Source organism: Haemophilus influenzae (genome assembly GCF_900475755.1).
Taxonomy (GTDB): Bacteria; Pseudomonadota; Gammaproteobacteria; order Enterobacterales; family Pasteurellaceae; genus Haemophilus; species Haemophilus influenzae_D.
In genome coordinates, this window is record NZ_LS483411.1 from 105,263 (window position 1) to 130,037 (window position 24,775).

A 24,775-nucleotide genomic window follows, 5' to 3' on the forward strand; every position below is an offset into this window, starting at 1 on the left:
ATAATTTTAATAATTCAACAAAATTCGCTAAGTTTACTGAAAAATAGTCTTTAAATAAAGACTAACATAAGTGGATCATTTATATAATTAACAGAATAAAAAATACCGCACTTATGCAGGTTATGCTCAAAAAAGTTGGATAAAACAACTATTTATAAGTACGAATTACGTAAGATAACCTAAGTGCGGTTTGTTTTTTCTATGTTTTAATTAGTGGGTTGTTTTATTTTCATCAAAAACCGGTAATGATTTGTGTTCAGTTGCGACATAGCTATATACCACAGGCAAGACGAACAAGGTGAAAATAGTACCAATGGATAATCCCGCTACAATCACTATCCCAATACTAAAGCGAGATACCGCTCCTGCACCTGTTGCATAGAGTAATGGAATTAAGCCAGCTACCATTGCAGCAGTTGTCATTAGAATTGGACGCAAACGCACTTTTGCCGCGTGAGTGATTGCCTCAATACGAGTTTTACCATGGTTAAGCTGTTCTTCTTTTGCCACTTCGCACATTAAGATACCGTGTTTGGTGATTAATCCCACGAGAGTAATCAACCCAACTTGAGAGTAGATATTTAATGTTGTTCCTGCGATGCTAAAGAAGGATAAAATATTTAAGCTCACCAATGCACCACTTACGGCTAATGGTACGGAAATCATAATTACCATTGGGTCACGTATAGATTCAAACTGAATGGCAAGTACCAAGAATATGATGATAACAGCCAATGCAAAAGTGACGGCTAATGCGTTGCCTTCTTGGACTAATTGACGTGCTTCAGATTTAAAATCAAACGTATAGCCTTGCGGTAAATTGTCTGTTGCCTGTTGTTGAAGCCAAGCAATGGCATCACCACTTGATGTACCCGGCATTGGTACAGCACTAATTTCAGCCGAATTTAACTGACTGAAACGCGGTAATGATGTTGGCTGAGTTTCTAATTTCATACTGATAACACTACTTAATGGCACTGATTGACCATTAGATGCAGTTAAATAATAATTTTGGAAACTTTCTGGCGATAAGCGATCATCTCGTTTTACCTGCGAAATTACTTTATAAGCACGTCCATCTACATCCACACGCGTAACTGTCGCACCAGATAAGAAACTGCCTAAAGTATTACTAATCTGTTGCATTGTAATGCCGTAAGTTCCCGCTTTTTCCTTATCCACAGAAATCGTCATTTGTGCGGTGTCATAAGTTAAATTTAAATTGGAATAAATAAATTTACCTGAAGCTTTCATCGCATTTAAGAATTTCTCTGCAGTATTCGCTAAAGATTTATAATCTTGTGCAGTTTTTAACACAATAGAAACTGGCGGCCCTTGTTCTCCTGTATCAATTTCAGGGAAATTGAACGCAGAAACTGATACTTCTGGAATAGATTTTGCTTTTGCATTTAATTCATTCATCACAACAGATTGTTTGCGTGTGCGCTCTTTCCAATCTTTTAAAGTAATGATATTCAAAGAACCATTAGAATTTGGCGCACCAGCAATACTCATCCCAAAAGAAACTTCAGGTGTTTCCATTACATTTTTCATATATGGTTGCATTGCATTTTGAATGTAATCCACATTCACACTAGATGGCGCATTACCAATCGCAATAAATGCGCCTTTATCTTCATTTGGTGTTAATTCACTCGAAAGCGCATTAAACAAAAATGGGAGCGTTGAGAAAATTACCACAGCAAAAGCCAGCATTGATTTACGATTGAGCATAACAAGATCAAGCATATATTCGTAAATACGATTAACTTTTCCTAATGTATGTTCAACCTTTTGTTCTAACCAAGTTGGTTGGGCGTTTGATTTAAGCAACTTGCTACTCATCATCGGAGAAAGAGTTAATGCCACAATGCCTGAAATAAATACCGCACCAGCTAGAGTTAAAGCAAACTCTTTAAACAATGTGCCAGTAATCCCCCCCATTAAAGCCATTGGCGAATAAACTGCGATCAATGCAATAGTCATAGAAATAACGGGTACTGCAATTTCACGCGTACCAATAATTGCCGCTCGGAATGGCGTTTCCCCCTCTTTAATATGACGATCAACATTTTCCAGCACTACAATAGCATCATCCACAACTAAACCTATGGCAAGAATTAAAGCGAGCAAGGTCATTAAATTAATAGAAAAGTTGAAACTTTGTAGCAGCATTAACACGCCAATAAGAGAAATTGGAATAGCTAATATTGGAATTAAAATGGCGCGGAACGAACCGATAAACATTAAAATTACCACTAAAACGATTAAAGTGGCTTCTCCAATAGTTTTTATTACCTCGTGAATGGAACTATTAATAGCAATAGTGCGGTCATAAAGAATATCGCTTTCCATACTGTCTGGCAGTTGTGTTTTTATACTTTCATATAAAGGGCGAATTTTTTCTGCGACAGTCAAAGGATTTGCTGTGGAGGTTGGATTGATGGCTAACACGACGGATTCTGCGCCATTTGCCGTAGCACGCGAATTATCACTTTCTTTATTTAATTCAACGGTTGCAATATCACGCAAACGCACTAAATCATCGCCATTTGATGAAATAATTAAGTTGCTGAGTTGTTCCACAGATGTCGTTGTGGTCTCAACTTTGTTACGATAACTCACATAATAGCCATTATCGTTCCCCGCAGCCGTTTGTACGTTATTAGCAGAAAGCGCAGACATTACTGCTGGAGCAGAAAGATTTTGAGCTGCCATTTTTTGTGGATCAAGCCAAATACGTAATGCATATTCAGCGGCACCAAATACCTGTACTTCAGCAACACCCTCAATGGTAAAAAACTGTGGTTTGACTACACGATTGATATAATCGGTCACCTGACTAGAATCCAGTTTTTTAGATCGGAAACTGATATACATAATACCGCTCCCACCTGAAGAAGAGGATACACTAGGATCTTCAATACCATTTGGTAACGCCGACTTTACTGCATTCACTTTGGCTAACACATCTGCCAACGCACCTGCAGGATCGGTATTTAATTTCATTTTTATTGTAATGGTCGAACTACTAGGCGCACTAGTCGAAGACATATAGTCAATATTATCGGCTTGTGCAATAGATTCTTCCAATTTTGAGGTAACAAATGCTTGGATTAAATTCGCATCTGCCCCTGGATATGCGGTACTCACTGTAATGACTGTGGTCGTCATTTTAGGGTATTCACGCACAGCCAATTTCGAGATTGCTTGCAACCCTAAAATAATCATTAACAAACTAATTGAAACTGCTAAAACAGGGCGACGAATAAATATATCGGTAAATTTCATTCGGATTTCCTCATACATTAAAGTGGTGTTTTATGTGCAGGCTCTACTGCACCCACAATGTCTTTTTTAATCCATTCCACAAGACTTCCATTACCAATACCTTGCTGACCGCCTGTAATAATTTTATCTCCTGCTTTAACTTCATTTCCTTGTAATTGAGCATAAACACCTTGACGATCTTTAGTAAATACGGTGATTTGTTTCGCACGATAGAGACGATCCAATTTTTCATTACCTGACATTTTTCCTTTATCTTCATCAGATAATGGTGTGAGTAAATAAGCAATTTCACCATACATATTGTAGCTGATAGCGACTTGTGGCACGACAATTTGATTTGTTTCCGTTGAAAGCGCAATACGCAAACGAGAGAACATACCTGAAAGCAGTTTACGTCCATCTTCTGGATCAAATGTTGCTTGAATATCCACAAGCCCAGTAGCTGCATTTACGGCAGGTTCAATCGCCGTAATACGTGCAGAAAATGTTTCTCCAGAACGAGCATCAACGGTAGCCGTAACACGCTGACCAATATGCAACTTATCTAAATCATTTTGTGAAAGAGCAAAATCTACTTTCATTGAGCTAGTATCTTCTACACGCACAATTTCTGTTCCAACATTCACATATTGTCCAATATTGATTTTCACAATACCCGCTTTACCATCAAATGGTGCCACAATTTTACGACGTTCAATTGCTGCTTTTAGAGATTCAATATTAGCTACTTGAGCGTCATAAGCCGCTTTTGCGTTATCCATTTCTTGACGTGATACAGCATTGCTATTTAATAAGCTCACATAACGTTGGTAAGTTTGACGAAGTGCTGATAATTGTGCCTGAGCAGCTTGTAGGCTGGCACGTTCAACAAAATTATCAAGTTCCACAAGCACCTCACCTTTTTTCACATTTTGTCCATTTTGAACAAGCACTTGTGAAACCGTACCCGCATTTTGTGCGCTAAGCATAGCACCTTGATGTGGACGTATTAGCCCTGTTGTATTGATAAAAGGTGTCCACTCGCGTGGTTGTACTTCAAGTGCGGTCACGGGACTTGAAGGTTCTGGCATACTAGCAATCACTCGACTTGTCATTACACCTTTAAATACATTAAAACCGATGACACCAGCAAAAATTAAGACAAATACAGCTAAAATCACTTTCATCAAGAAAATATGTGAGCGTTTTGGTCTTTGATGTTGAGTTTGACTCATGTTTAAAGCTCCGTTATAAAATAACAACTATTATTTCTGAATCGCACGCCAAGAGCGTTCAATCACAGATTCTAAAATTTCAGGATTAAGATCGAAATCGATAAATTTTGCATCAGAGGCCAAATTTATCGCCGTTTTCAAACTTAATAAAAAGAGAATATCTTCAGGTAATTCGGCTAATAAGCCAGCTTTTTTGGCTTGGTCACAAAATAAATCCCAACGACAATTTTTAACGTTTTTACAAATATCCTTGAAATTCGGCAAAGATTCATATTGCTTTAAATTGGATAGAATAGTGGGATTTTCTTGTAAGAAATACCAAATGTTTTTCCACATTTGTCGATACTGTTCGAAAAAAGGCTTAGATTCATCAAAATCTTTTTCAAGTGTTGCCATAAACATTGAAAACACCCTGTGTGCAAATTGTTCAAGCAACTCATCTTTGTTTTTGAAATAAAGGTAAATCGTTCCCGCCGCTACATTTGCCTCTTTTGCGATTTTATGCATAGAAAGCCGGTCTAAACCTTCTTTTGCCATTAAACGATCGGTAGCAAGAAAAATTTGTTCGGCTAAATCAGTTTTAGCTTGTCGCATAAGATCCTTGAATAAAATAAAGAGCAATAATCGCCCAAAAATGAATGGACGTTCATTTTCTTTATTTTTTGTTTTTTGGCAAGTTAAAAATAAAAAAGGACAACGAAAATGGGCTACATTTAAAAGCTAGATTTTGTAATCAACTTTTAAATATTGCCCATTTTGACCGCACTTTTGATTGGGCGGAATAAAAAGCTAAATTGGTTCTAGTCCTAACACTTTACGACCATTAATACTTGCGATATTGACCATTTCATCTAAGTGTGGGAAACGGCAGCCTGCAGCCAATAGGCTTAATTCTTGCCATAAATCCCCCTCACATAATGGCACCATATAATCGCAAATATTATCTGTGCCTAGGGCAACAGTGATACCTTCGGGGATCATTTCATCTGCTGGCGTGAGTGCATTATGGAATGGCATAAGATCTTCTTTGCGATTACTGTCAATCCATGCCATTGGACAGGCGATCATCATCATTTTAGCTTTACGCATTTTTTCGTAAAGTTTGTAGCGATATTCTTTTGAATGTGAGCCAATGGAAATACCATGGATACCCACAACTCGCCCTTCCATTCCGTGTTCAATGGTTTTGTCGCAAAGTTGCTCAGTTTCTTTTTCACTTGGGTTATTGAATTGATCTACATGTACATGACACATAATTCCAAGAGATTTGGCCTTATCTAACAAGATATCCATTGCCTCTAGGCCGCGTCCATAATCCAATTCATCACGATATGGTAAGCCGCCAATCATATCTACCATTTCTGCACCAATATCAAACCATTTACGCGCAGTGGGTTCGATTACTCCTTTTAAAGTTTGATTGGCAAATTTCAAAATAATGTCATGTTTATACACTTCGCGGGCTTTGTGTGCGGCAATAATTGCACGATCTTCACAAATTGGGTCTATATCGACAAAGGTACCAAATGCGGTTACACCTTGGGATATCATTAATTCAATAGATTGGCAAAAACGTGCGTAATAATCATCAACACTGGAAGTGCGTTTTACTTCATCCACTAAATCCCATTTTTGTTGCAAATTACTACTATGATAAATCCCAATTTTCTCTGGCGTCATCGTAAAAGCGCGGTCAGCATGTGCATGGGCATTTACCCATCCGCCTTTTTTGATAATTTCATCGCGAATATAGGTTTTAAAACTACGAACGTGGCTTTTCATACAAACTCCGTAAAAAAGAAAGGATAAAAAGACGAGAATGTATATTAATTGAAAGGTGCTGTAAGTACGGCGAGAAGCATTATGATAATGTTATGAAAAACTCACGGATTTTCATTAATAACATTTTTCAGTCTTAAACTGAGGCGTGAGTATAAAGACTTAAGGGCAAAAAATCCATTCTTTTATGCACTTATAGGTTATTTGTCGTAATGCGGGCATTCACATATCTAATTAGATATAATCACTATTCTATAAGAACTTAATAAATGCGTGGGCTAACGCCCACCCTACATAACTTAGACTTATCTACACAACTTCCATAGCGTGGATACAAGCCCACGAGATGAATAAAAGGATATAAAATACTGTCAAAATTAACCGCACTTTTTACCTTTATAGATTATTTTTCAAAGAAGAAATTTTGTAATTGGAAAGCTTCTAAGAAGATTCCAAGTGGCGGTCTGTCTGAAGATTGCTCAATATAATCTTTATCGAGTTTTTTGTAATTACCTTTGCGATCAATATGGTATTGTGTTCCATCAGGTTGAATCACCACATTCCAGTGGAAATTAGAGGCAAGTACCCAGTCATCCCCCTTAAGATCAAAGAGATTGCGTCCTTGACTATAATCCATCAACGGGTTTTCTACACGGAATACTGTCTGCATTAACGCAGAGAAAATATCAGCATGATTACTTAATCCATTTTGTTTGCCTACTGGTAAATCTTTCCAATATACAAGCAATGGCACTTGAATTTCATCACGTCCAAAATAATTTTCTCGTTCTTTTTCATTCATTTCATTGAAAGTTAAACCGTGTTCAGCAGTGATAATCACTAATGTGTTTTCAAGCGGTGTATTTTCTAGCACTTTTGCTAAAAGTAAATCCACGTCCTGTAAAGTGCGGTCATAATCTGCTTGGTTTTTAGCCTCCAAGGCTAAATCCAAATAAGCAAACCAAGGGGAGTCTATTTTTTGTGCTTTAATAAAATCATTGAGATTTTTTACCGCACTTTCATTATTTGGTTTGTTGGTTTTATTCGATGAAAGTTTTATTTCACGAAATAATGCTTGGCGGAAGACGCTATCTTTGAAATTCGTAGCAGAAAATAAACCCAATTGATAATTTTCAGCACGTAATTTTTCGATTAAAACAGATTGGGTATGATTGCTTAAAATGCTATCGGTGTAATTTGCATTTAGCCCGTAAAATAACCCAATTAAGCCTGCATTATTACTATTACCTGTGCTGTAATGATTAGTGAATTCCGTTGAACTTGTTGCAAATTCAGCTAACTTGGGCATTTTGCCTTGAGAAATGGCATCGTAACGCAATCCAGAAACAGTGATCATCAAAATGTTTGGTTTATTGTCAATTGGTGCAAAAGTGAGTGTTTTTTTAGGATAATCAATCTTTAAGGCATCTAAACGCCCCTCTTGTTTTAATGTTTGTGCGTACTGCTCGCCATCAATGAAACCGTGTTTTTCTAAAAAAGAACGAGCTGTCATTGGATAAGAAAGAGGAAAATTAGAGCGTTGCATCGTAATTGGACGATATAAATAAGCATCTGCCCAAGCATAAATTAAGTGCGTAGTAATAAACATGGAAGTTAAGGATACACCGACAGCTTTTAGCCATTTTTGGCGTTCAAGACTACGTAATTTTTCCCAACTCCAACGAGAAAATAACATTTGTGCCAGTAAAATTATTGGCATTGGTGCAAAGAAAATTTGCCAATCGCGTGACATTTCACCATTTTCTGGATTAACCAGCAAATTCCATACCACAGAGGATAAATGCAGATTAAAACGACTGAAAACAGCGGTATCAAATAATAATAAGGTTGTACAAATCGTGGAAAAAATCACGGTTAATCCGCGAAAAGTGCGGTGATTTTTAACAATGAAACTCAGTGGAAAGACCACAAGTAAATACAACGCAAAAACGTTAAAACTGAAATGCCCGAGCAAACTTACAAAGAAATAAAGTTTTCCTGCGAGAGTGTCTGGCCAGTCAATGATAAAGGCATAACGTGCGCCAATAAGAATAGCAACAATAATATTAAAAAAGGCAAACCAATGACCCCACGAAATTTTTCGTGAAACGTCATCGCGGTATTGTTTGCCGCTGAAGGTGCCTTTTTTAATCCATTTCATATTAACGTGTTTTTACTGCATTGATTAAGGAATTAGAAAACGCTTGAGCCAATGCCTCACGTTGAGTTTGCGGCACACTGCTAGTTAATAGATTACTTGCCATATTACCCAATGCGATTAAGGAGAGATCTACCGAGGCTTTATGCTTTTCTAGCACTGCGATTATATCGTTTACAATCGCACTTAATTGAGCATCAGAGTATTTAGAATGTTGAGCCATAATGTCAAAAATAAAACAAAAAATTTGGCTTATGATACCCGATTATTTGGTAGAACCTAAATAATTTCTTTTTTCTTGCTTAAAAAGTGCGGTTATAATTTGCGGCAAATTTTTCAAAGGTGACAAAAATGAGTATTATCGTTAATCAAATTGTTTTGCATCAGTTAGTCAAAAATGTGGATGGCGACAGCATAAAAATGGAAAGCGTATTACGCGATGAGTTGCTGTCAATTACGCCAGAAGTAGAGCAAATGATGTTGCAACTTCATCAAGGCTATCAAAATAAAGCTAAGGCTTTTGGCGTGTTTCAGGAAAAGTCTATCTTTGCACAACATTTAAATCGTTTATTAGAACAAGAAATTGAGTTTTTAGGTTTTAGTCAATATTCAACAAAATTGCTTGCTGATGAGCTAGGTAAATATAACTTTGCGGAAAGTGGCACCTTGATTTTATGCCAATATAATTTCTTAGCGACAGATTATTTGTTTATTGCATTGCTTGATAGCCGCCATAGTATGTTAGTCGATGAGCATTTAGATATTCACCGTACAGAATATCTTGATATAACTCAGTTTGATATTGCGGCACGGATAAATTTGACGGATTTGCAAGTAAATGCGAACTCTAATCGTTATTTAACTTTCATAAAAGGCCGTGTAGGTCGCAAAATTAGTGATTTTTTCATGGATTTTTTAGGTGCTGAAGAAGGATTAAATCCACAGGTTCAAAATCAGTGTTTATTGCAAGCTGTGAGTGATTACTGCGATCAAGGCGAACTCAACAAAGAGCAAACTCAAGCGGTAAAAAAACAAGTGTTTGAATATTGTAAAGGTCAGCTTTCAAACGGTAACAATATTGAATTAAGGGAACTTTCTGATTCATTACCCACTCTAAACGAACAGCCTTTTGTCGCCTTTACGGAAGAACAGAATTATGGTTTGGAAGAGAGCATTCCTCCTGTTCGTTCAGCATTGAAATCGCTAACAAAATTCTCTGGGTCAGGAAAGGGCGTTACCCTAAGTTTTGATGCGGAATTATTGAATACACGTATTCAATGGGATCCTATGACAGATACCCTAACCATCAAAGGTTTACCGCCAAATTTAAAAGATCAATTACAAAAGGCTTTAAAATCAGAGAATTAATTTGGAAACATAGCCAACTTTGGGTATTATTTGACAGTACTTTTGCACAAATTAAGGTAAAGAAAATGCAAGTTAAAACACTTTTAGGCGCAACATTTTTAGCATTAAGCCTCGCTTCTTGTTCCACCGTTGAAAAAGTTGTATATCGAATTGATGTACCGCAAGGCAACTATTTAGAAGCGACTACCGTTGCGCAAGTTAAAGAAGGCATGACTGCTCAACAAGTACAATATTTGTTGGGAACGCCAATATTAATCGATCCTTATAATAACTACACTTGGTATTACATATTCTTACAACAACGTGCCTATGAAACACCAGCTCAACATACGCTAACCGTAAAATTCGATCAACGTGGGATTGTGACAGAAACCCATCTTGATAAACCTTTACCAGAGGTTTCACAACAAGGCGAAAATAACACCATCATTGAAACAGGTGAGAAACCAAAATCAAGTTGGTGGAAATTCTGGAAATAATCTTTTTATTTTCACCGCACTACAATAATAATTGGTAAAAGGAATCCCCAATGTCAAAACTCTTGCTCGTTGATGATGATATTGAATTGACTGAATTACTTTCTACACTTTTAGAGCTTGAGGGTTTTGACGTTGAAACAGCAAACAATGGATTAGAAGCATTACAAAAACTCAATGAAAGCTATAAGCTGGTTTTGCTTGATGTAATGATGCCAAAGTTAAATGGTATCGAAACATTAAAAGAAATTCGTAAAGTCTCTAACGTGCCAGTGATGATGCTAACAGCAAGAGGCGAAGACATTGATCGCGTATTAGGCTTAGAATTGGGAGCGGATGATTATTTACCCAAACCTTTTAACGATCGTGAGCTTATTGCAAGAATTAAGGCAATTTTGCGTCGTAGTGCATCTCCTTCAAATAATACCGCAAATGTAGAAATCCTTTCTTTTGACGGAATAACTCTCCATTTTTCTCACGGAATTGCAACCTATAATGAAGAAAATCTCAATTTAACTGATTATGAATTTAAGATCCTTTGTTTATTGCTTAAATCTAAGGGAAATGTGGTAAGTCGAGAAGAATTAAGTTTAGAAGTAATGGAAAAACCGCTCACTCCATTTGACCGTTCTCTTGATATGCACATCTCTAATTTAAGACGCAAATTACCAGAACGAAAAAACAAGCCCTCTTGGTTTAAAACTTTACGCGGAAAAGGATACGCTTTAGTTACCTAATTTTTATGAAATTACGTTATTTTTTAATTTAAATCAACTCACTATCCAAACATTTCTTATGTTTTGGTTTTCTTTTTTCATAATGATGAGCCTTGTGATCGCCGTACCTAATTTCGATCTCAGAATTTATTCCCCATTAAAAGAAGCGAATATTGTTAATTACCAAAAAGAAATTCTTCAGATTATCCGTATTGGAAAACTACAAGAAATCGTTGCAGGCGTGCCTGTTTTACCTGCTGATAAATTCCAACCTTCTAGACCCGTTCTTATTGATTTAAAAACTAAAGATATTCTTGGCGAACTTCCCGAAGAAATGCCTTATATCCAAAGATTTTCAGATGTATCAAATAATTTTTCATATCCTAAACGCAAAAATTTTAATGAACTCCAAATTTCAGGCCCTTTTCAAGTTTACTTGGGAAATGGAGAAAATTCTTATGCCTTATATTTTATTTCATACGTGAATCCACAGCGGGAGATGTTTAATTATCTTTTTGATCGACCTATGATATTAATTTTTCTAATTCTTTTAATTACCACTCCATTATTATGGTGGTTTACAAGAATGCTCACTACACCAATTTCACGTTTACGAGATGCAGCTAATTCAGTGGCATTAGGTAATTCAAAATTGATAAAAGACTAAGTATTAAAGGCCCGTTAGAACTCCGCCAAGTCGGTCAAAGTTTTAATCGAATGCTATATCTATTGATAATTTAATCTCAAATCAACAAAGGCTTCTTTCATCTATTTCCCACGAATTAAAAACGCCACTAACACGCTTACAATTGGCTACAGCTCTTGTCCGCCGCCAATGTGGAGAAACCGATAGTGTGAAACGTATTGAAAGAGAAATTGAGCGTATGGATAAAATGATTAGCGAACTACTTCTTCTTTCTCGTCAGCAAATGAATAGTCAAGTAAAGCGTGATATTTTTTATGCAAACTCTCTTTGGGAAGAGATTATTAAAGATGCACAATTTGAAGCGGAACAACGAGGTATAGCATTTCTCACAAATATTCATTTACCAAAAAATGAATTACAACTTAACGGTAATTTTAGATTACCAGAAAGTGCGGTCGAAAATATCGTGACAAATGCACTTAAATACACAAAGGATAAGATCGAGCTTTATATTTTTATCCAAGAAGAAGAAGAAGAAGAAGAATTCCTCAGGATCTGCATCAATGACAACGGATCTGGGGTAAATCCAAATGAATTTGAAAAAATTTTCACTCCGTTTTATCGCGTCGATGAAGCGCGAACTAGAGCGACTGGAGGCACAGGATTAGGGCTTGCAATTGTGTCTCATGTAATAAAAGAGCATCAAGGAAGTGTTTGGGCTGAAAAAAGCCCATTAGGCGGGCTATCAATGAATATAAAATTGCCATTATGGATCAGTAAATAAAAATGATAGCAATTTTTACCGCACTTTTACCTTTAAGCATTGTCCACAGCAAAAGAAATGACGTCATTAATTTTTTCGCAATCTAAAGCGATCATCATTAAACGATCTATTCCTAATGCGACACCAGAAGAATCTGGCATACCCGCGTCTAAAGCAGCAAGAAAGCGTTCATCAATTTCTCGAGTAGGCAATCCACATTTTTTTCTTTGTTGATTATCTAATTCAAAGCGATGACGTTGTTCCTGCGCATCGGCAAGTTCGTGAAAACCATTGGCTAATTCTAACCCTTTGTAATAAAACTCAAAGCGTTCTGCCACACGTTGATCTTCTGGGCTAACTTGTGCTAGGGCAGCTTGCGTTGAAGGGAAATGATAAACCGCAATAGGTCGTTCTTTCCCAATTTGAGGCTCAACGACTTCACTAAATAAAAACTGTAATAACGTATCGCGATCTTCATCATCTTCAGCCATAAAATTATGTTTACGTGCTGCTTCGATTAATTCTGAACGTTCAGCTGATAAGGGATCTAAGCCTACATATTCTTGGAAAACAAATTGATAGCTTAAACTTTCTGCAGGTGGACAATCTAAAATTTGTTGGAGCAAATCATCCACTTCATTAATTAAACGATGCATATGAAAGTGCGGTCGATACCATTCCAACATAGTAAATTCTGGATTATGGCGATTTCCAGCCTCTTCATTGCGAAACACTTTGCTGATTTGGAATATCGGTCCACTGCCAGCAGCAAGCAAGCGTTTCATATGATATTCAGGGCTTGTAGAAAGCCAAAGTGTTTTGGATTGATTATCAAAAGGCGCAAGAAATTCCGTGCTAAAGGTGGAGAGATGTAAATCAGTGACGCCAAATTCACTTAGAACAGGGGTCTCTACTTCAAGCAAGCCGCGTTCTGTAAAAAATTGACGAATTTCAGCAATAATTTTTGCCCGTTTAAGAAGATTTTTTATATCAGCAGAAGGTTGCCAATGATTAAGTGCGGTCATTTTTAATCCTGTTTTAAAAATTTTGCACATTGTAAACGAGAGCTGCTCTCAACTCAATCTTAGCTTTTTTGAGGTAGATCACAAAATACGATCTTTTCCATCTTTAGACATAAAAAACGTTATTAATTTGTAACAAAAAATGGCACAATGCCCACGTAATATTACCCTTTTAGGGGATTTATTCTTACTTTCTATTGATTGGAGGATATCGTGCAAACAGTTAATGTCGATATTGCGATTGTTGGTGCTGGTGGCGGTGGTTTACGTGCAGCGATTTCCGCAGCAGAAGCAAATCCTAACCTAAAAATTGCATTAGTTTCTAAAGTATACCCGATGCGTAGCCATACCGTGGCAGCAGAAGGTGGCGCAGCGGCAGTTATCAAAGAAGAAGATTCTTACGATAAACACTTTCAAGATACCGTTGCTGGTGGGGACTGGCTTTGTGAGCAAGATGTAGTGGAATATTTCGTACAACATTCCCCTGTAGAAATGACTCAATTAGAACGTTGGGGATGCCCTTGGAGTCGTAAAGCTGATGGCGATGTAAACGTGCGTCGTTTTGGTGGAATGAAAATTGAACGTACTTGGTTCGCAGCGGATAAAACAGGTTTCCATTTACTACACACACTTTTCCAAACTTCTATTCAATATCCACAAATCAAACGTTTTGATGAACACTTCGTATTAGATATTCTTGTTGATGATGGCCATGCTCGTGGTATGGTTGCAATGAATATGATGGAAGGTTCACTTGTTCAAATTAATGCCAATGCGGTTGTGATTGCCACTGGCGGTGGTTGTCGTGCATTTAAATTTAATACCAATGGCGGCATTGTAACAGGTGACGGCTTGTCTATGGCGTATCGTCACGGTGTACCACTTCGTGATATGGAGTTTGTTCAATATCATCCAACAGGCTTACCGAATACGGGTATTTTAATGACCGAAGGTTGTCGTGGCGAAGGCGGCATCTTAGTGAATAAAGATGGCTATCGCTATCTTCAAGATTACGGTCTAGGTCCTGAAACGCCAATTGGCAAACCTCAAAATAAATATATGGAGCTTGGCCCTCGTGATAAAGTTTCTCAAGCATTCTGGCAAGAATGGAAAAAAGGTAATACCTTAAAAACCGCGAAAAGCGTGGATGTTGTGCATTTAGATTTACGTCATCTTGGCGAAAAATATTTACACGAGCGTCTGCCATTTATTTGTGAATTAGCAAGTGCTTATGAAGGTGTAAATCCAGTAAATGAACCAATCCCTGTTCGTCCAGTTGTTCACTATACAATGGGCGGTATTGAGGTTGATTTTAACAGCGAAACTCGTATCAAAGGTTTATTTGCTGTAGGAGAATGTGCATCTTCAGGTTTACATGGTGCAAATCGTTTAGGATCTAACTCTTTAGCTGAACTTGTTGTGTTAGGTCGTGTTGCAGGGGAATATGCGGCACAACGTGCAGTTGAGGCTCAATCGGTAAATCAAAGTGCGGTTGATGCTCAAGCAAAAGATGTTGTTGCTCGTTTAGAAGCCCTTCATAAACAGGAAGGTAATGAATCTTGGTCTGAAATCCGTGATGAAATGGGTACTGTGATGGAAGAAGGTTGTGGTATTTACCGTGACCAAGCAAGCATGCAAAAAGCAGTAGATAAAATTGCAGAATTAAAAGAACGTTACAAACGTATTCGCATATCAGATAACTCAAGTGTGTTCAATACAGATGTGCTTTACACCGTTGAGTTGGGTTACATCCTAGATGTTGCACAATCTATTGCAAATTCAGCGATTGAACGTAAAGAATCTCGTGGTGCCCATCAACGCTTAGATTACACTGAACGTGATGATGTAAATTATTTAAAACACACACTTGCTTTCTACAATGAAAATGGCGCACCGCGCATTGAATATAGCCCAGTGAAAATTACCAAATCTCAACCTGCAAAACGTGTTTACGGTGCGGAAGCAGAAGCTCAAGAAGCAGCTGCGAAAGCTAAGGAGCAAGCAAATGGCTAATTCACCAGTAATGAATGTAGAAGTATTACGCTACAATCCTGAAATCGATCAAGAGCCGCATTTAAGTACTTATCAAGTACCTTATGATAATCAAACTTCATTGCTTGATGCGTTAGGTTATATCAAGGATAAACTTGAGCCATCTCTTTCTTATCGCTGGTCTTGCCGTATGGCGATTTGTGGTTCTTGCGGTATGATGGTAAATAACAAACCGAAATTGGCGTGTAAAACGTTCTTACGTGATTACAGCGGTCATATGCGTATTGAGCCGTTAGCAAACTTCCCAATTGAACGCGACTTAGTGGTTGATTTAAGCCACTTTATCGAAAGTTTAGAGGCAATTAAACCTTATATTATTGGTAACGAAGCGCCAGCATTAGATGGTAAACCACATCCATCAAAAGAGTTGCAAGTAAGCCGTACTAAACAAACGCCAGCACAGCTTGAGAAATATCGTCAATTCTCAATGTGTATCAACTGTGGTTTATGCTATGCCGCTTGCCCTCAATTTGGTTTAAATCCTGAATTCTTAGGCCCTGCAGCTATTACTATGGCTCATCGTTATAATCTTGATAACCGTGACCATGGTAAAGCAAAACGTATGTCATTATTAAATGGTAAAAATGGGGTTTGGAGTTGTACTTTCGTTGGCTATTGCTCAGAAGTTTGTCCAAAACATGTGGATCCAGCTTCTGCAATTAACCAAGGAAAAGTGGAAAGTGCCAAAGATTATGTTATCTCTATGCTAAAACCAAAAAGCTAAGGGGGAAGGAATGTCAGTAACAGTGAGTAAACGTAAAAAATATGTTCGTCCAATGACAGCGACTTGGTGGCAAAAATTGGACTTCTACAAAGCTTATATGCTACGTGAAGCGACTTCAATCTTTGCTGTATGGTTTTGTATTGTATTGCTTTATGGTGTTCTTTGCCTCGCAAGCAATCCAATACCAGGCTTAGGCATTTTGAGCTTTATTGAGTTTTTAAGAAACCCAATTGTGGTTTTCTTAAATATTATTACGCTTATCGCAACGCTTTATCATACGGTGACATATTTCTTAATGACACCAAAAGTGATGAATATCATTGTGAAAAATGAACGCCTACCACATACTGTGGTAAGAAATGCACTTTGGGCGGTAACAGCATTAGTTAGCGTGATTGCTTTAGTTTTAGTTTATATCTAAGGGAGAGAAAAAATGGTTGATCAAAATCCAAAACGCTCCGGCGAACCGCCAGTATGGTTAATGTTCGGTGCAGGCGGCACAGTGAGTGCAATTTTCCTTCCTGTCGTTATTCTAATCATCGGTTTGTTATTACCATTTGGTTTAGTCGATGCGCATAATTTAATTACTTTTGCTTATTCTTGGATTGGTAAATTAGTTATTTTAGTGCTTACTATTTTTCCAATGTGGTGTGGTTTACACCGTATTCATCATGGTATGCACGATCTTAAAGTGCATGTGCCAGCAGGTGGATTTATCTTTTATGGTTTAGCCACAATTTATACTGTTTGGGTGTTATTTGCGGTAATAAACCTGTAATAAAAATGATATAAATAAAAAAACGAGTCTAAGACTCGTTTTTTTATTTTATATATCAAGTAAACATTTTTTAGTTTGTTTTACTTTAGAAATTTGATTGGATTTTTTATAAATGGCTCAAGTATTCGGTACCTAAATTTCCCATTTGTCTCAAAATCCAAGCTTGTTTTTTACGAACTAATAAGCTTGGCTTATTTACTTTATAAATGATTGGATTAGGCAACACAGCAGCTAAAAGTGCGGCTTCATTTTGAGATAAATTTTTAGCTGATTTTCTAAAGTAATAGCGACTTGCCGCCTCCACACCAAAAATGCCGTTCCCAAATTCTGCAATATTTAAATACACTTCTAAAATACGTTTTTTTGACCAAGTCAGCTCGAGCAACATAGTTGCTGGAACTTCTAAACCTTTTCTTAGCCAATTTTGTCCATGCCAAAGCATTAAGTTTTTAGCGGTTTGCTGGGAAATGGTTGATGCTCCTCTAATTCCTTTTTTAGATTTTTCGTTATACCGAATTGCTCCTTGGATAGCCTCAAAATCAAAGCCTAAATGTTCAGGAAAACGCTGATCTTCTGATGCAATCACGGCTAGCTGAATATTGGGAGAAATATTTTCTAGGCTGACCCAGTTATATTGAATTTGGTATCGAAAATCGCCTTGTAAAAGATTAGCGACTTTTTGTTGTACCATATAAGCGGAAAATGGAATAGGGACAAAGCGAAAAATCAGTAACAAAGCAAAAACGGCGAAAAAAAAACGAAAGACAACTCGCTGCCAGTTTTTTTTCCACCATTTAGGACTAAATAAGCGTGAAAGTGCGGTAAAAATTCGCTTAGTTTTTTTCAATGAGATCAAGATGTTGTTTCATCCATTGCATAAAATCAGGATCCATCGTTTTAATCATATTGGAACCTCGAGTAATGGTGGCGGCGCTTGTATTCAAGTTTTGCTGAATTTCTCGTTGTGGGAGATTTTTATCCAAGAGTTGAGAAACAATTTGCAAGCGTAATCCTACGGCATCTCGTTCATCAGATGTTAATAATAAAGTGAGAAATTCTTGGGCTTTATCTTGCTCAAATGCTGTCTTCAGCATAGTCAAAAATGTGTTCCATTGTTCCAAATTACGACTAATATACATAATGATCACCTTATACTATTAAACTAGTATGTTTAGTATAGCCGATCCCATTCTTCATGGCGAAAAGTTTTTGGGCGTGCTTTGTTTTGTAAAATTTGGTAGTAAAAATCATAAGCGACGACATTTTGCACATAACCACGAGTTTCATAAAAAGGAATAGATGCGACAAATTCGTCTAATGCTAATTTTCCATTAGATCGTGCTAACCATTTTTCTACTCGATTTGCCCCTGCATTGTAAGCAGCTGCAATCAATATTCGATTATTAGGATATTTTCCATTGAGTTCATTCAGATGTGCTGTGCCGAGCGAAATATTATTTAATGGTTTAAATAAATCTTGTTCGCCTTGATAAGGTAGTTGATTATTCTCTGCAGTCAATTTTGCCGTGCTTGGCAGAAGTTGCATTAAGCCCCGCGCATTTGCTGAAGATTGTGCCATTGGATTCCAAGCACTTTCTTGACGAGCGATTGCCATAGCAAAAGTTTTGCTGACATTCAAATTTTGCAATGCTGCATTGAAGTATTCAGAATAAGCATTTGGCAGACGAAGGGACAGATAATCCCACGCTTTTGCCACAATAGAAGCATCAACAGCTAATTCAAACCATTGCTGATTTTTGGCATATTGTGCAAGTTTTAGCTGAGTTATGAAATCCGCATTATCCAGCATAATTCGCCAACGTTGTTTTGCTAAACCATTTCGTCCAAGTTCTCTTAATTCTGTAATCATTGCAAAAACTTGCTTAAAAGGAAATTGTTCAGCTTGAGTAAAACTTGGCGCGACAGGGACATTCAGTTGATATATTTGTTTTAATTGTATTGCCGCTAACATTGGATAAAAGCCACGCTCTTTGGAAAGTGCGGTCAGTTTTTCTGTATTTTTTGATATATCTTGTTTCGCTTCCCAGTAACGCCATTCTTGCTTACTTTTTGATTCAGCAGAAAGCAAATTCAGCCAAGAGGTTAATTCAGTTTTTTGCCAAATTGCCATTCGTAAACGGCGCTCGGTTAGATTATCAGTTTTTAATTGTTGGATTTGTTCATCACGCCATTTTTGAAAATCAGCGTTTTCATTATCAAAAAAACGATTTAAAAAAGCGACTTTCCACTGTTTAATTTCATCCTCTGAAAGCTGCCAAGTATTTGCCCATTTTTGATAAGATTCAAAATTTGGGTTATTCATTTGTTCAGGTAACGTTTTAAGATAACGTGGGAAAGCATCAATTAATACGGTTTTATCTAAAGTGTTAGGATCGTTTTTTCTTACAATTTCAGCAAGTTGTTTAGGATTTTCTACTTGATTTTGTTCTTTTTGATTCGTGTTATTTTCTTTAGCATTATCCGACGTTGCTGATGTTTGCTGTTCGTTTAAAGTGGATAGCTTTTGTAATAAGGCTTGAAATGCTGGCGTTACAAAAGGGTAATTTTGTTGCACTAACGCATTCAGTTCATTTATTGCTTGTTGTTTACCTTGAATATCATCATTCTGCAAAAAGGCGATTTTTGTCTCCCAAAATCGAGCAAGCAGATCATATTGCAAAGGGTAACTTTGCAATAAATCTATTAAGTTTTTTGTAATATTTTGAGTTGCTTCAGAAAACTGTTGATTTTTTACCGCACTTTTTAGCATTCCTTCAACTTGCAAGAAGATTTCACGTTGCTTTAAACGTTTTAAATAGTCTTGATGCTGTGCAGACGCCCAGTTTTGCTTTTCTTGCTCAAGATTGATGGATGCTGTTGCCGTGTTAGGTGAATCGGCAAAAGCAGAAAGTGCGGTCAAAATACAGAGAGAAATTAAGGCAACTTTTTTCATATTACGTTATTTAAATTAAAAGACTTTTTTAAACGGCTTTACAATAACATCTGCATATACGCCCGCTTCGACATAAGGATCTTGTGCCGCCCAATCTTTTGCTGCTTGTAAGTTTACGAATTGTGCAATAACGGTTGAACCAGTAAAACCTGCTTCTCCTGGATTTTCATCATCAATTGCAGGATTTGGGCCTGCCGTAAGTAAACGGTTTTCCGCTTGAAGTTGTTTTAAACGAGCTAAGTGTTGCTCTCGTACGGCAAGACGTTTTTCTAACGTATTGGGAATATCTTGGGCAAAAATAACATAGTACATAATGATTTCCTTTTATTTACAAGGGTTGTTCTACTTCTAGTTCTGAAATTAAGGCTAATGCTTTTTCTAACTCTTGGTTATTTTCACGAGGAATCGTGCGAGAGCGACCATTATTATCAACTGCAACAAAAGTAAATACCGCATCAGTTACACAATAACGTTCGCCAATTGGCTCACTCGCCACTTTTTTTACCCATACTTCCACTTTAATTTTAATGGAAGAACGCCCAACTTTGAGACATTGTCCGTAGCAACAAACCACATCGCCTACCGAGATTGGTTTAATAAAATTCATACTTTCAACAGCAACAGTAACCACACGTCCGTGTGCGATTTCTTTTGCTAAAATCGCACCGCCCATATCCATTTGAGACATAATCCAGCCACCAAAAATATCTCCGTTGGCATTGGTGTCAGAAGGCATAGCCAAAGTTCGTAGTAAAAGAACACCTTTTGATTGGCGACCATTTTTATCAATAAAATTGGCAGACATTATTTTTCTCCATCTTTTGAATTTGAATCATCTTTAGGTAAATAGCGGTAGATATAAGCCCCCGAAATAATGGTTGCAATCAGCGTCATACCAATAATTCCGAAAGATTTGAAATCAACCCAAGCTTCTTCCGACATATTATGGCTGATATAAATATTTACCAACATACAAATAATAAAGAATATTGCCCAGCCGAAATTCAATGTATTCCAAGCCTTTTCTGGCAGTTGTAGCTCTTTACCAAGTAACTTTTTGATTAATGGGGTTTTAAATTGAAATTGTGCAATAAGTAAAACAATGGCAAATAAGCCATTGATAATCGTCACTTTCCATTGCAAATAGCGGATTTCATTAAAGTAAGCGGTTAAAAGTCCAAAAAAAACGACCGCACTTGCCATAATTTTTTGTTGTTTTTCAACGGTTCCGTATTTCCATTTTAAAATCACGATCTGCAAAATTGTTGCAACCACTAATACGATGGCTGCTTCACGTACACCACCGAGTTTGTAAGTAATAAAAAATAAAATTAAAGGGATAAAGTCAAGGAGTTGTTTCATATTGATTAATCCTTCATAAATAAGCTGTAGAAACGATAAGTCACTACTAGCATAAAAATATTAAGTAATGCGCTGAAAATACCTATCGCCATATCAAACACAGCATTATTTGAAAGCGAACTTAATTGGAAAATAAGAATTGGCACGAGAAAATAAACCAGTAAGGTGTAAATAAACAATACGCCTTTTCTAGCGTTTCCCCTCATCCAAATTTTTCGGATAGTTTGCGAAAGTGCCTCTTGAGTAGAAAGATAATGTACTACCGTTAAATTTAAACGGACAAAGAACCAAACGCCAACAAGCATCGCGATAAGTGACATAATAGAGGGCGATTTTTTTGTGAGTAATGCAGCAAAGGCTTCACCAAGACCAAGTAACATTGGTGCAACCATTAATAGATCTAACAGAATTACGCCTGCAAAACGGCGCAAGGTAAGTGAGAAGGTTTCACCTAAAGTGCGGTAATTTTGTAGGCTAATTTTATGGATTGAGGTTAATCCCCAAGCGGCGATAAAACTCGTTAAAATCTGAGTAATAGCAACAAAAAACACAAAATTCGTGATACTTGCATTCGCGAGATTTAATACATCGCCTTTATTTTCATCATTAACAGGGAAACTTAAAAGTGCACTCGCACTTTGCACAATAAATAAAATTGCGACAAATTGCAGCATAATTTTTTTCTGATTACGGAAGAAATTCCAACTGTCTTGCAATACTTGTGTAAAGTTAATTAGCATTTTTTTCTCTCTATGAAAATGGTGGCGCAATTATACAGGGTTTGCCGATTATTGCATAAATATCCTTAATTCAGAATTGAATAGATAAAACAAAAGTGGACAAATTTGCCCACTTTTCATTCATTTTATTAAGATTGCGTCAGCTTTATTTTTTCTTCGCATATTTTAACGAGTCAATGGCTACCGCTAGAATGATAATGCTACCTTTAATGATGTATTGCCAGTAAGGGTTTACACCGATGTAAGTTAAACCGTAGTTGATAACAGTAAAGATAATAACCCCAGTGATAACACCAATTACTGTACCTACCCCACCAGCGAAAGATACACCACCCACTACGCAAGCGGCGATAGCATCTAATTCATACATAAAACCTAAGTTGTTAGTTGCAGAACCGATACGACCCGCTTCAAGCATACCACCAAAGGCATAGAACATACCTGCAATCATATAGATTACAACTAAATTACGTGCAACATTTACACCAGATACTTTTGCAGCTTCAGGATTTCCCCCAATGGCAAAGACATTTTTACCAAAACGCGTTTTATTCCACATAATCCATACTAATAATGCAGCTATCGTGGCATAGATAGTGATGTAAGAGAGTTTAAAGCTGCCGACTCGGAAGAATCCTTGAGCAAATGTTGAGAAATTTTCACTAAAACCTGCAATTGGCGAACCACCTACAGCATCATAGTATAGTGAGTTGAAACCATATACGATAATCATTGTACCCATTGTCGCAATGAATGGGGTAACATTTAAATACGCAATAACTAAACCATTAATCAAACCAATTAGCGCACCCACAACGCATACTGCGAGAATTACGACAGGAATTGGAATTTCCCCCATTTCAGGGAACACACGGTTTATATTATCCATTGATTGTAACATTGTTGCAGAGATAACTGCAGCCAAACCAACTTGACGACCAGCAGATAAGTCTGTCCCTTGTGTAATCAATAAACCCGCAACCCCTAAAGCAATAATTAAACGCACAGAAGATTGAGTGAGAATATTACTGAAATTGACTAAATTTAAGAATGTTGGATCTTGTGCAATGATGATGCCGAGCAAAATCAATAGCACAAAATAAATCGCATTTTGTTTTAAGAGATCAAAGGATTTGTTTTTTTCTAAGGCACTCATAATTCATTCCTTATGTTTATAAATATTTTGCCGCGAGTTGCAAAATTTCTTCTTGCGATGTTTTTGCAGTTTCAACGATACCCGCTAATTTACCGTTACTCATCACTAAAATGCGGTCAGTTACGCCCAATAATTCTGGCATTTCTGATGAAATCATAATAATGCCTTTATCTTTTTTAGCGAGTTCTTGAATGAGTTGATAAATTTCAAATTTTGCCCCGATGTCGATACCCCGTGTCGGCTCATCTAGCATCAGAATTTCAGGTTGAGTTAAAAGCCAACGACCAATAATGACTTTTTGTTGGTTACCACCAGAAAGAGAACCGATTGTAGTTCTGTGTGATGGTGTTTTAACATTCATTGAATCAATTACCCACTGGGTATCACTTTTCATTTTCTTCGTGCTAAGTAATTTCCACGGAGTGAGATAAGATTTCATATTTGAAATCAGTGAATTAAACTCAATGCTTAAATTAGAATAAATCCCCGTTGAACGACGTTCTTCAGTTACCAATGCAAAGCCATTATTAATTGCTTCAAGTGCGGTGTGATTTGTTACTGTTTTTCCATATAACTTAATGGTTCCTTCAGTTAATTCTCGCACACCAAAAATTGCTTCAACAATATCAGTACGTTTAGCCCCCACCAACCCTGCGATACCGAGAATTTCGCCTTTACGCAACTCAAAAGAGACATTTTGAATAGAGGGTTGATTTTTTGCAGTAAGATTTTCTACTTGCAAAATCACTTCTTTTGGCACGTTGGTTTTTTCAGGGAAGCGTTGTGTTAATTCGCGACCAACCATCATTCCCACGATTTGTTCCATAGTGGATTCTTTCACATTGACCGTATTGATCCATTTGCCATCGCGTAAAATAGTAATTTCATCACAAATTTTGAAGATTTCATCCATTTTGTGAGAAATATAAATAATGCCACAACCGCGTTGTTTTAATTTGTCAATAATTTTAAATAGATGCTCGACTTCTTTTTCAGAAAGTGAGGATGTGGGTTCATCCATTATCACTATTTTCGCGTTGTACGAGAACGCCTTCGCGATTTCGATCATCTGCATTTGGGAAACTGAAAGCTTTGCGACTTTTTCTTTCGGATCTACATCAATATCTAATTCATCAAAAATTGCTTTAGTATCACGGTACATTTTCGCGTGATCAACAAAAGGCCCTTTAAGTGGATAGCGTCCAAGCCACAAGTTATCCATTACGCTAGTTTGGCGCACGAGGTTGAGTTCTTGGTGTACCATTGAAATACCATTTTCAAGGGCTTCTTTTGATGTTTTAAAATTGACAGGTTTGCCTAAGAAAAGAATTTCGCCTTCATCTTTGGCATAAATTCCGAACAGGCATTTTAGTAATGTAGATTTACCTGCACCATTTTCACCCATTAAAGCGTGAACAGAATGAGAACGAACAGTTAAGTTTGCGTTATCTAAGGCTTTGACACCCGGAAAGGACTTGCAGACATTGGTCATAGTGAGCAGCACTTGGCTGTCTTGACATTGAGTTTGAGCTGTCATATCCAACCTCTTTAAAAAGGGGAAGAAAACTTCCCCTTAG

23 protein-coding genes and 1 pseudogene are annotated in these 24,775 nt (G+C 37.1%); 8 read left to right on the plus strand and 16 right to left on the minus strand.

What is annotated here, in order from left to right:
• Nucleotides 1-210: 210 nt before the first annotated feature.
• From DQN24_RS00500 to DQN24_RS00525, 6 genes are all read right to left on the minus strand, one after another.
• Nucleotides 211-3,291, minus strand: a complete 3,081-nt coding sequence (locus DQN24_RS00500) for an efflux RND transporter permease subunit (protein WP_172453965.1) — start codon at nt 3,289-3,291, stop codon at nt 211-213.
• Between the two features lie 17 nt (nt 3,292-3,308).
• Nucleotides 3,309-4,505 (minus strand): efflux RND transporter periplasmic adaptor subunit, encoded by a 1,197-nt coding sequence (locus DQN24_RS00505; RefSeq protein ID WP_172453966.1) that lies wholly within the window; start codon nt 4,503-4,505, stop codon nt 3,309-3,311.
• Nucleotides 4,506-4,535: 30 nt separating this feature from the next.
• A complete protein-coding gene (locus tag DQN24_RS00510) occupies nt 4,536-5,099 on the minus strand; it encodes a TetR/AcrR family transcriptional regulator (protein ID WP_021034735.1) in 564 nt (187 codons plus the stop codon).
• A 195-nt stretch (nt 5,100-5,294) separates the two neighbouring features.
• On the minus strand, nt 5,295-6,287 hold the full coding sequence (locus DQN24_RS00515; RefSeq protein WP_005631292.1) for an amidohydrolase family protein: 993 nt from the start codon (nt 6,285-6,287) through the stop codon (nt 5,295-5,297).
• 400 nt (nt 6,288-6,687) lie between these two features.
• Nucleotides 6,688-8,445: a DUF3413 domain-containing protein gene (locus DQN24_RS00520; protein WP_111695232.1), complete on the minus strand. Its 1,758-nt coding sequence runs from the start codon at nt 8,443-8,445 to the stop codon at nt 6,688-6,690.
• Between the two features lies 1 nt (nt 8,446).
• The gene (locus DQN24_RS00525; RefSeq protein ID WP_005670154.1) at nt 8,447-8,665 is read right to left on the minus strand and encodes a YejL family protein; all 219 of its coding nucleotides are present in this window, start codon (nt 8,663-8,665) and stop codon (nt 8,447-8,449) included.
• A gap of 128 nt (nt 8,666-8,793) precedes the next feature.
• On the opposite strand from DQN24_RS00525, the gene yejK reads away from it, so the two are divergent.
• The 4 genes and pseudogenes from yejK to cpxA all read left to right on the plus strand — a co-directional run bounded on the left by yejK (nt 8,794) and on the right by cpxA (nt 12,432).
• Complete coding sequence (gene yejK, locus DQN24_RS00530; protein ID WP_021034732.1) at nt 8,794-9,810, plus strand: nucleoid-associated protein YejK; 1,017 nt, start codon at nt 8,794-8,796, stop codon at nt 9,808-9,810.
• 65 nt (nt 9,811-9,875) lie between these two features.
• The gene (bamE, locus tag DQN24_RS00535; RefSeq protein ID WP_021034731.1) at nt 9,876-10,289 is read left to right on the plus strand and encodes an outer membrane protein assembly factor BamE; all 414 of its coding nucleotides are present in this window, start codon (nt 9,876-9,878) and stop codon (nt 10,287-10,289) included.
• Between the two features lie 50 nt (nt 10,290-10,339).
• Nucleotides 10,340-11,023 (plus strand): response regulator, encoded by a 684-nt coding sequence (locus DQN24_RS00540; RefSeq protein ID WP_021034730.1) that lies wholly within the window; start codon nt 10,340-10,342, stop codon nt 11,021-11,023.
• Nucleotides 11,024-11,081: 58 nt separating this feature from the next.
• Nucleotides 11,082-12,432 (plus strand): annotated as a pseudogene (gene cpxA, locus DQN24_RS00545) (envelope stress sensor histidine kinase CpxA).
• Between the two features lie 32 nt (nt 12,433-12,464).
• On the opposite strand, the gene epmA reads toward cpxA, so the two are convergent.
• Nucleotides 12,465-13,436, minus strand: coding sequence for an elongation factor P--(R)-beta-lysine ligase (epmA, locus tag DQN24_RS00550; protein WP_111695233.1), 972 nt, complete (start codon nt 13,434-13,436; stop codon nt 12,465-12,467).
• A gap of 210 nt (nt 13,437-13,646) precedes the next feature.
• Between epmA and frdA the strand changes: the two genes are divergently transcribed.
• Genes frdA through frdD form a run of 4 tightly spaced genes read left to right on the plus strand, consistent with a single transcriptional unit; the run spans nt 13,647 to nt 16,987 of the window.
• Nucleotides 13,647-15,446, plus strand: a complete 1,800-nt coding sequence (frdA, locus tag DQN24_RS00555) for a fumarate reductase (quinol) flavoprotein subunit (RefSeq protein WP_111695234.1) — start codon at nt 13,647-13,649, stop codon at nt 15,444-15,446.
• Nucleotides 15,439-16,209, plus strand: a complete 771-nt coding sequence (locus tag DQN24_RS00560) for a succinate dehydrogenase/fumarate reductase iron-sulfur subunit (protein ID WP_005645965.1) — start codon at nt 15,439-15,441, stop codon at nt 16,207-16,209. Before frdA ends, DQN24_RS00560 begins: the two co-directional genes overlap by 8 nt.
• Nucleotides 16,210-16,219: 10 nt before the next feature.
• Nucleotides 16,220-16,630 carry a fumarate reductase subunit FrdC gene (frdC, locus tag DQN24_RS00565; RefSeq protein ID WP_021034726.1) on the plus strand — a complete coding sequence of 137 codons (411 nt, stop codon included), beginning with the start codon at nt 16,220-16,222 and terminating at the stop codon, nt 16,628-16,630.
• A gap of 12 nt (nt 16,631-16,642) precedes the next feature.
• Nucleotides 16,643-16,987, plus strand: a complete 345-nt coding sequence (gene frdD / locus DQN24_RS00570; protein WP_005690445.1) for a fumarate reductase subunit FrdD — start codon at nt 16,643-16,645, stop codon at nt 16,985-16,987.
• Nucleotides 16,988-17,093: 106 nt separating this feature from the next.
• Here frdD and mtgA read toward each other — a convergent pair whose 3' ends face one another.
• The 9 genes from mtgA to mglA form a co-directional block, all read right to left on the minus strand.
• The gene (gene mtgA / locus DQN24_RS00575) at nt 17,094-17,834 is read right to left on the minus strand and encodes a monofunctional biosynthetic peptidoglycan transglycosylase (RefSeq protein ID WP_111695235.1); all 741 of its coding nucleotides are present in this window, start codon (nt 17,832-17,834) and stop codon (nt 17,094-17,096) included.
• Nucleotides 17,821-18,126, minus strand: a complete 306-nt coding sequence (trpR, locus tag DQN24_RS00580) for a trp operon repressor (protein ID WP_111695236.1) — start codon at nt 18,124-18,126, stop codon at nt 17,821-17,823. The genes mtgA and trpR overlap by 14 nt, the downstream gene beginning before the upstream one ends.
• A gap of 32 nt (nt 18,127-18,158) precedes the next feature.
• Nucleotides 18,159-19,940: a transglycosylase SLT domain-containing protein gene (locus DQN24_RS00585; RefSeq protein ID WP_111695237.1), complete on the minus strand. Its 1,782-nt coding sequence runs from the start codon at nt 19,938-19,940 to the stop codon at nt 18,159-18,161.
• Between the two features lie 15 nt (nt 19,941-19,955).
• Nucleotides 19,956-20,252, minus strand: a complete 297-nt coding sequence (locus DQN24_RS00590) for a YciI family protein (protein ID WP_111695238.1) — start codon at nt 20,250-20,252, stop codon at nt 19,956-19,958.
• Nucleotides 20,253-20,268: 16 nt separating this feature from the next.
• Nucleotides 20,269-20,745 carry an acyl-CoA thioester hydrolase YciA gene (gene yciA, locus DQN24_RS00595; protein WP_111688744.1) on the minus strand — a complete coding sequence of 159 codons (477 nt, stop codon included), beginning with the start codon at nt 20,743-20,745 and terminating at the stop codon, nt 20,269-20,271.
• Complete coding sequence (locus DQN24_RS00600) at nt 20,745-21,302, minus strand: septation protein A (protein ID WP_050848542.1); 558 nt, start codon at nt 21,300-21,302, stop codon at nt 20,745-20,747. Before DQN24_RS00600 ends, yciA begins: the two co-directional genes overlap by 1 nt.
• A 5-nt stretch (nt 21,303-21,307) precedes the next feature.
• The gene (locus tag DQN24_RS00605; RefSeq protein ID WP_021034719.1) at nt 21,308-22,042 is read right to left on the minus strand and encodes a hypothetical protein; all 735 of its coding nucleotides are present in this window, start codon (nt 22,040-22,042) and stop codon (nt 21,308-21,310) included.
• 145 nt (nt 22,043-22,187) lie between these two features.
• The gene (mglC, locus tag DQN24_RS00610; RefSeq protein ID WP_021034718.1) at nt 22,188-23,198 is read right to left on the minus strand and encodes a galactose/methyl galactoside ABC transporter permease MglC; all 1,011 of its coding nucleotides are present in this window, start codon (nt 23,196-23,198) and stop codon (nt 22,188-22,190) included.
• A gap of 16 nt (nt 23,199-23,214) precedes the next feature.
• A complete protein-coding gene (gene mglA, locus DQN24_RS00615) occupies nt 23,215-24,735 on the minus strand; it encodes a galactose/methyl galactoside ABC transporter ATP-binding protein MglA (protein ID WP_111695239.1) in 1,521 nt (506 codons plus the stop codon).
• Between the last annotated feature and the right edge of the window lie 40 nt (nt 24,736-24,775).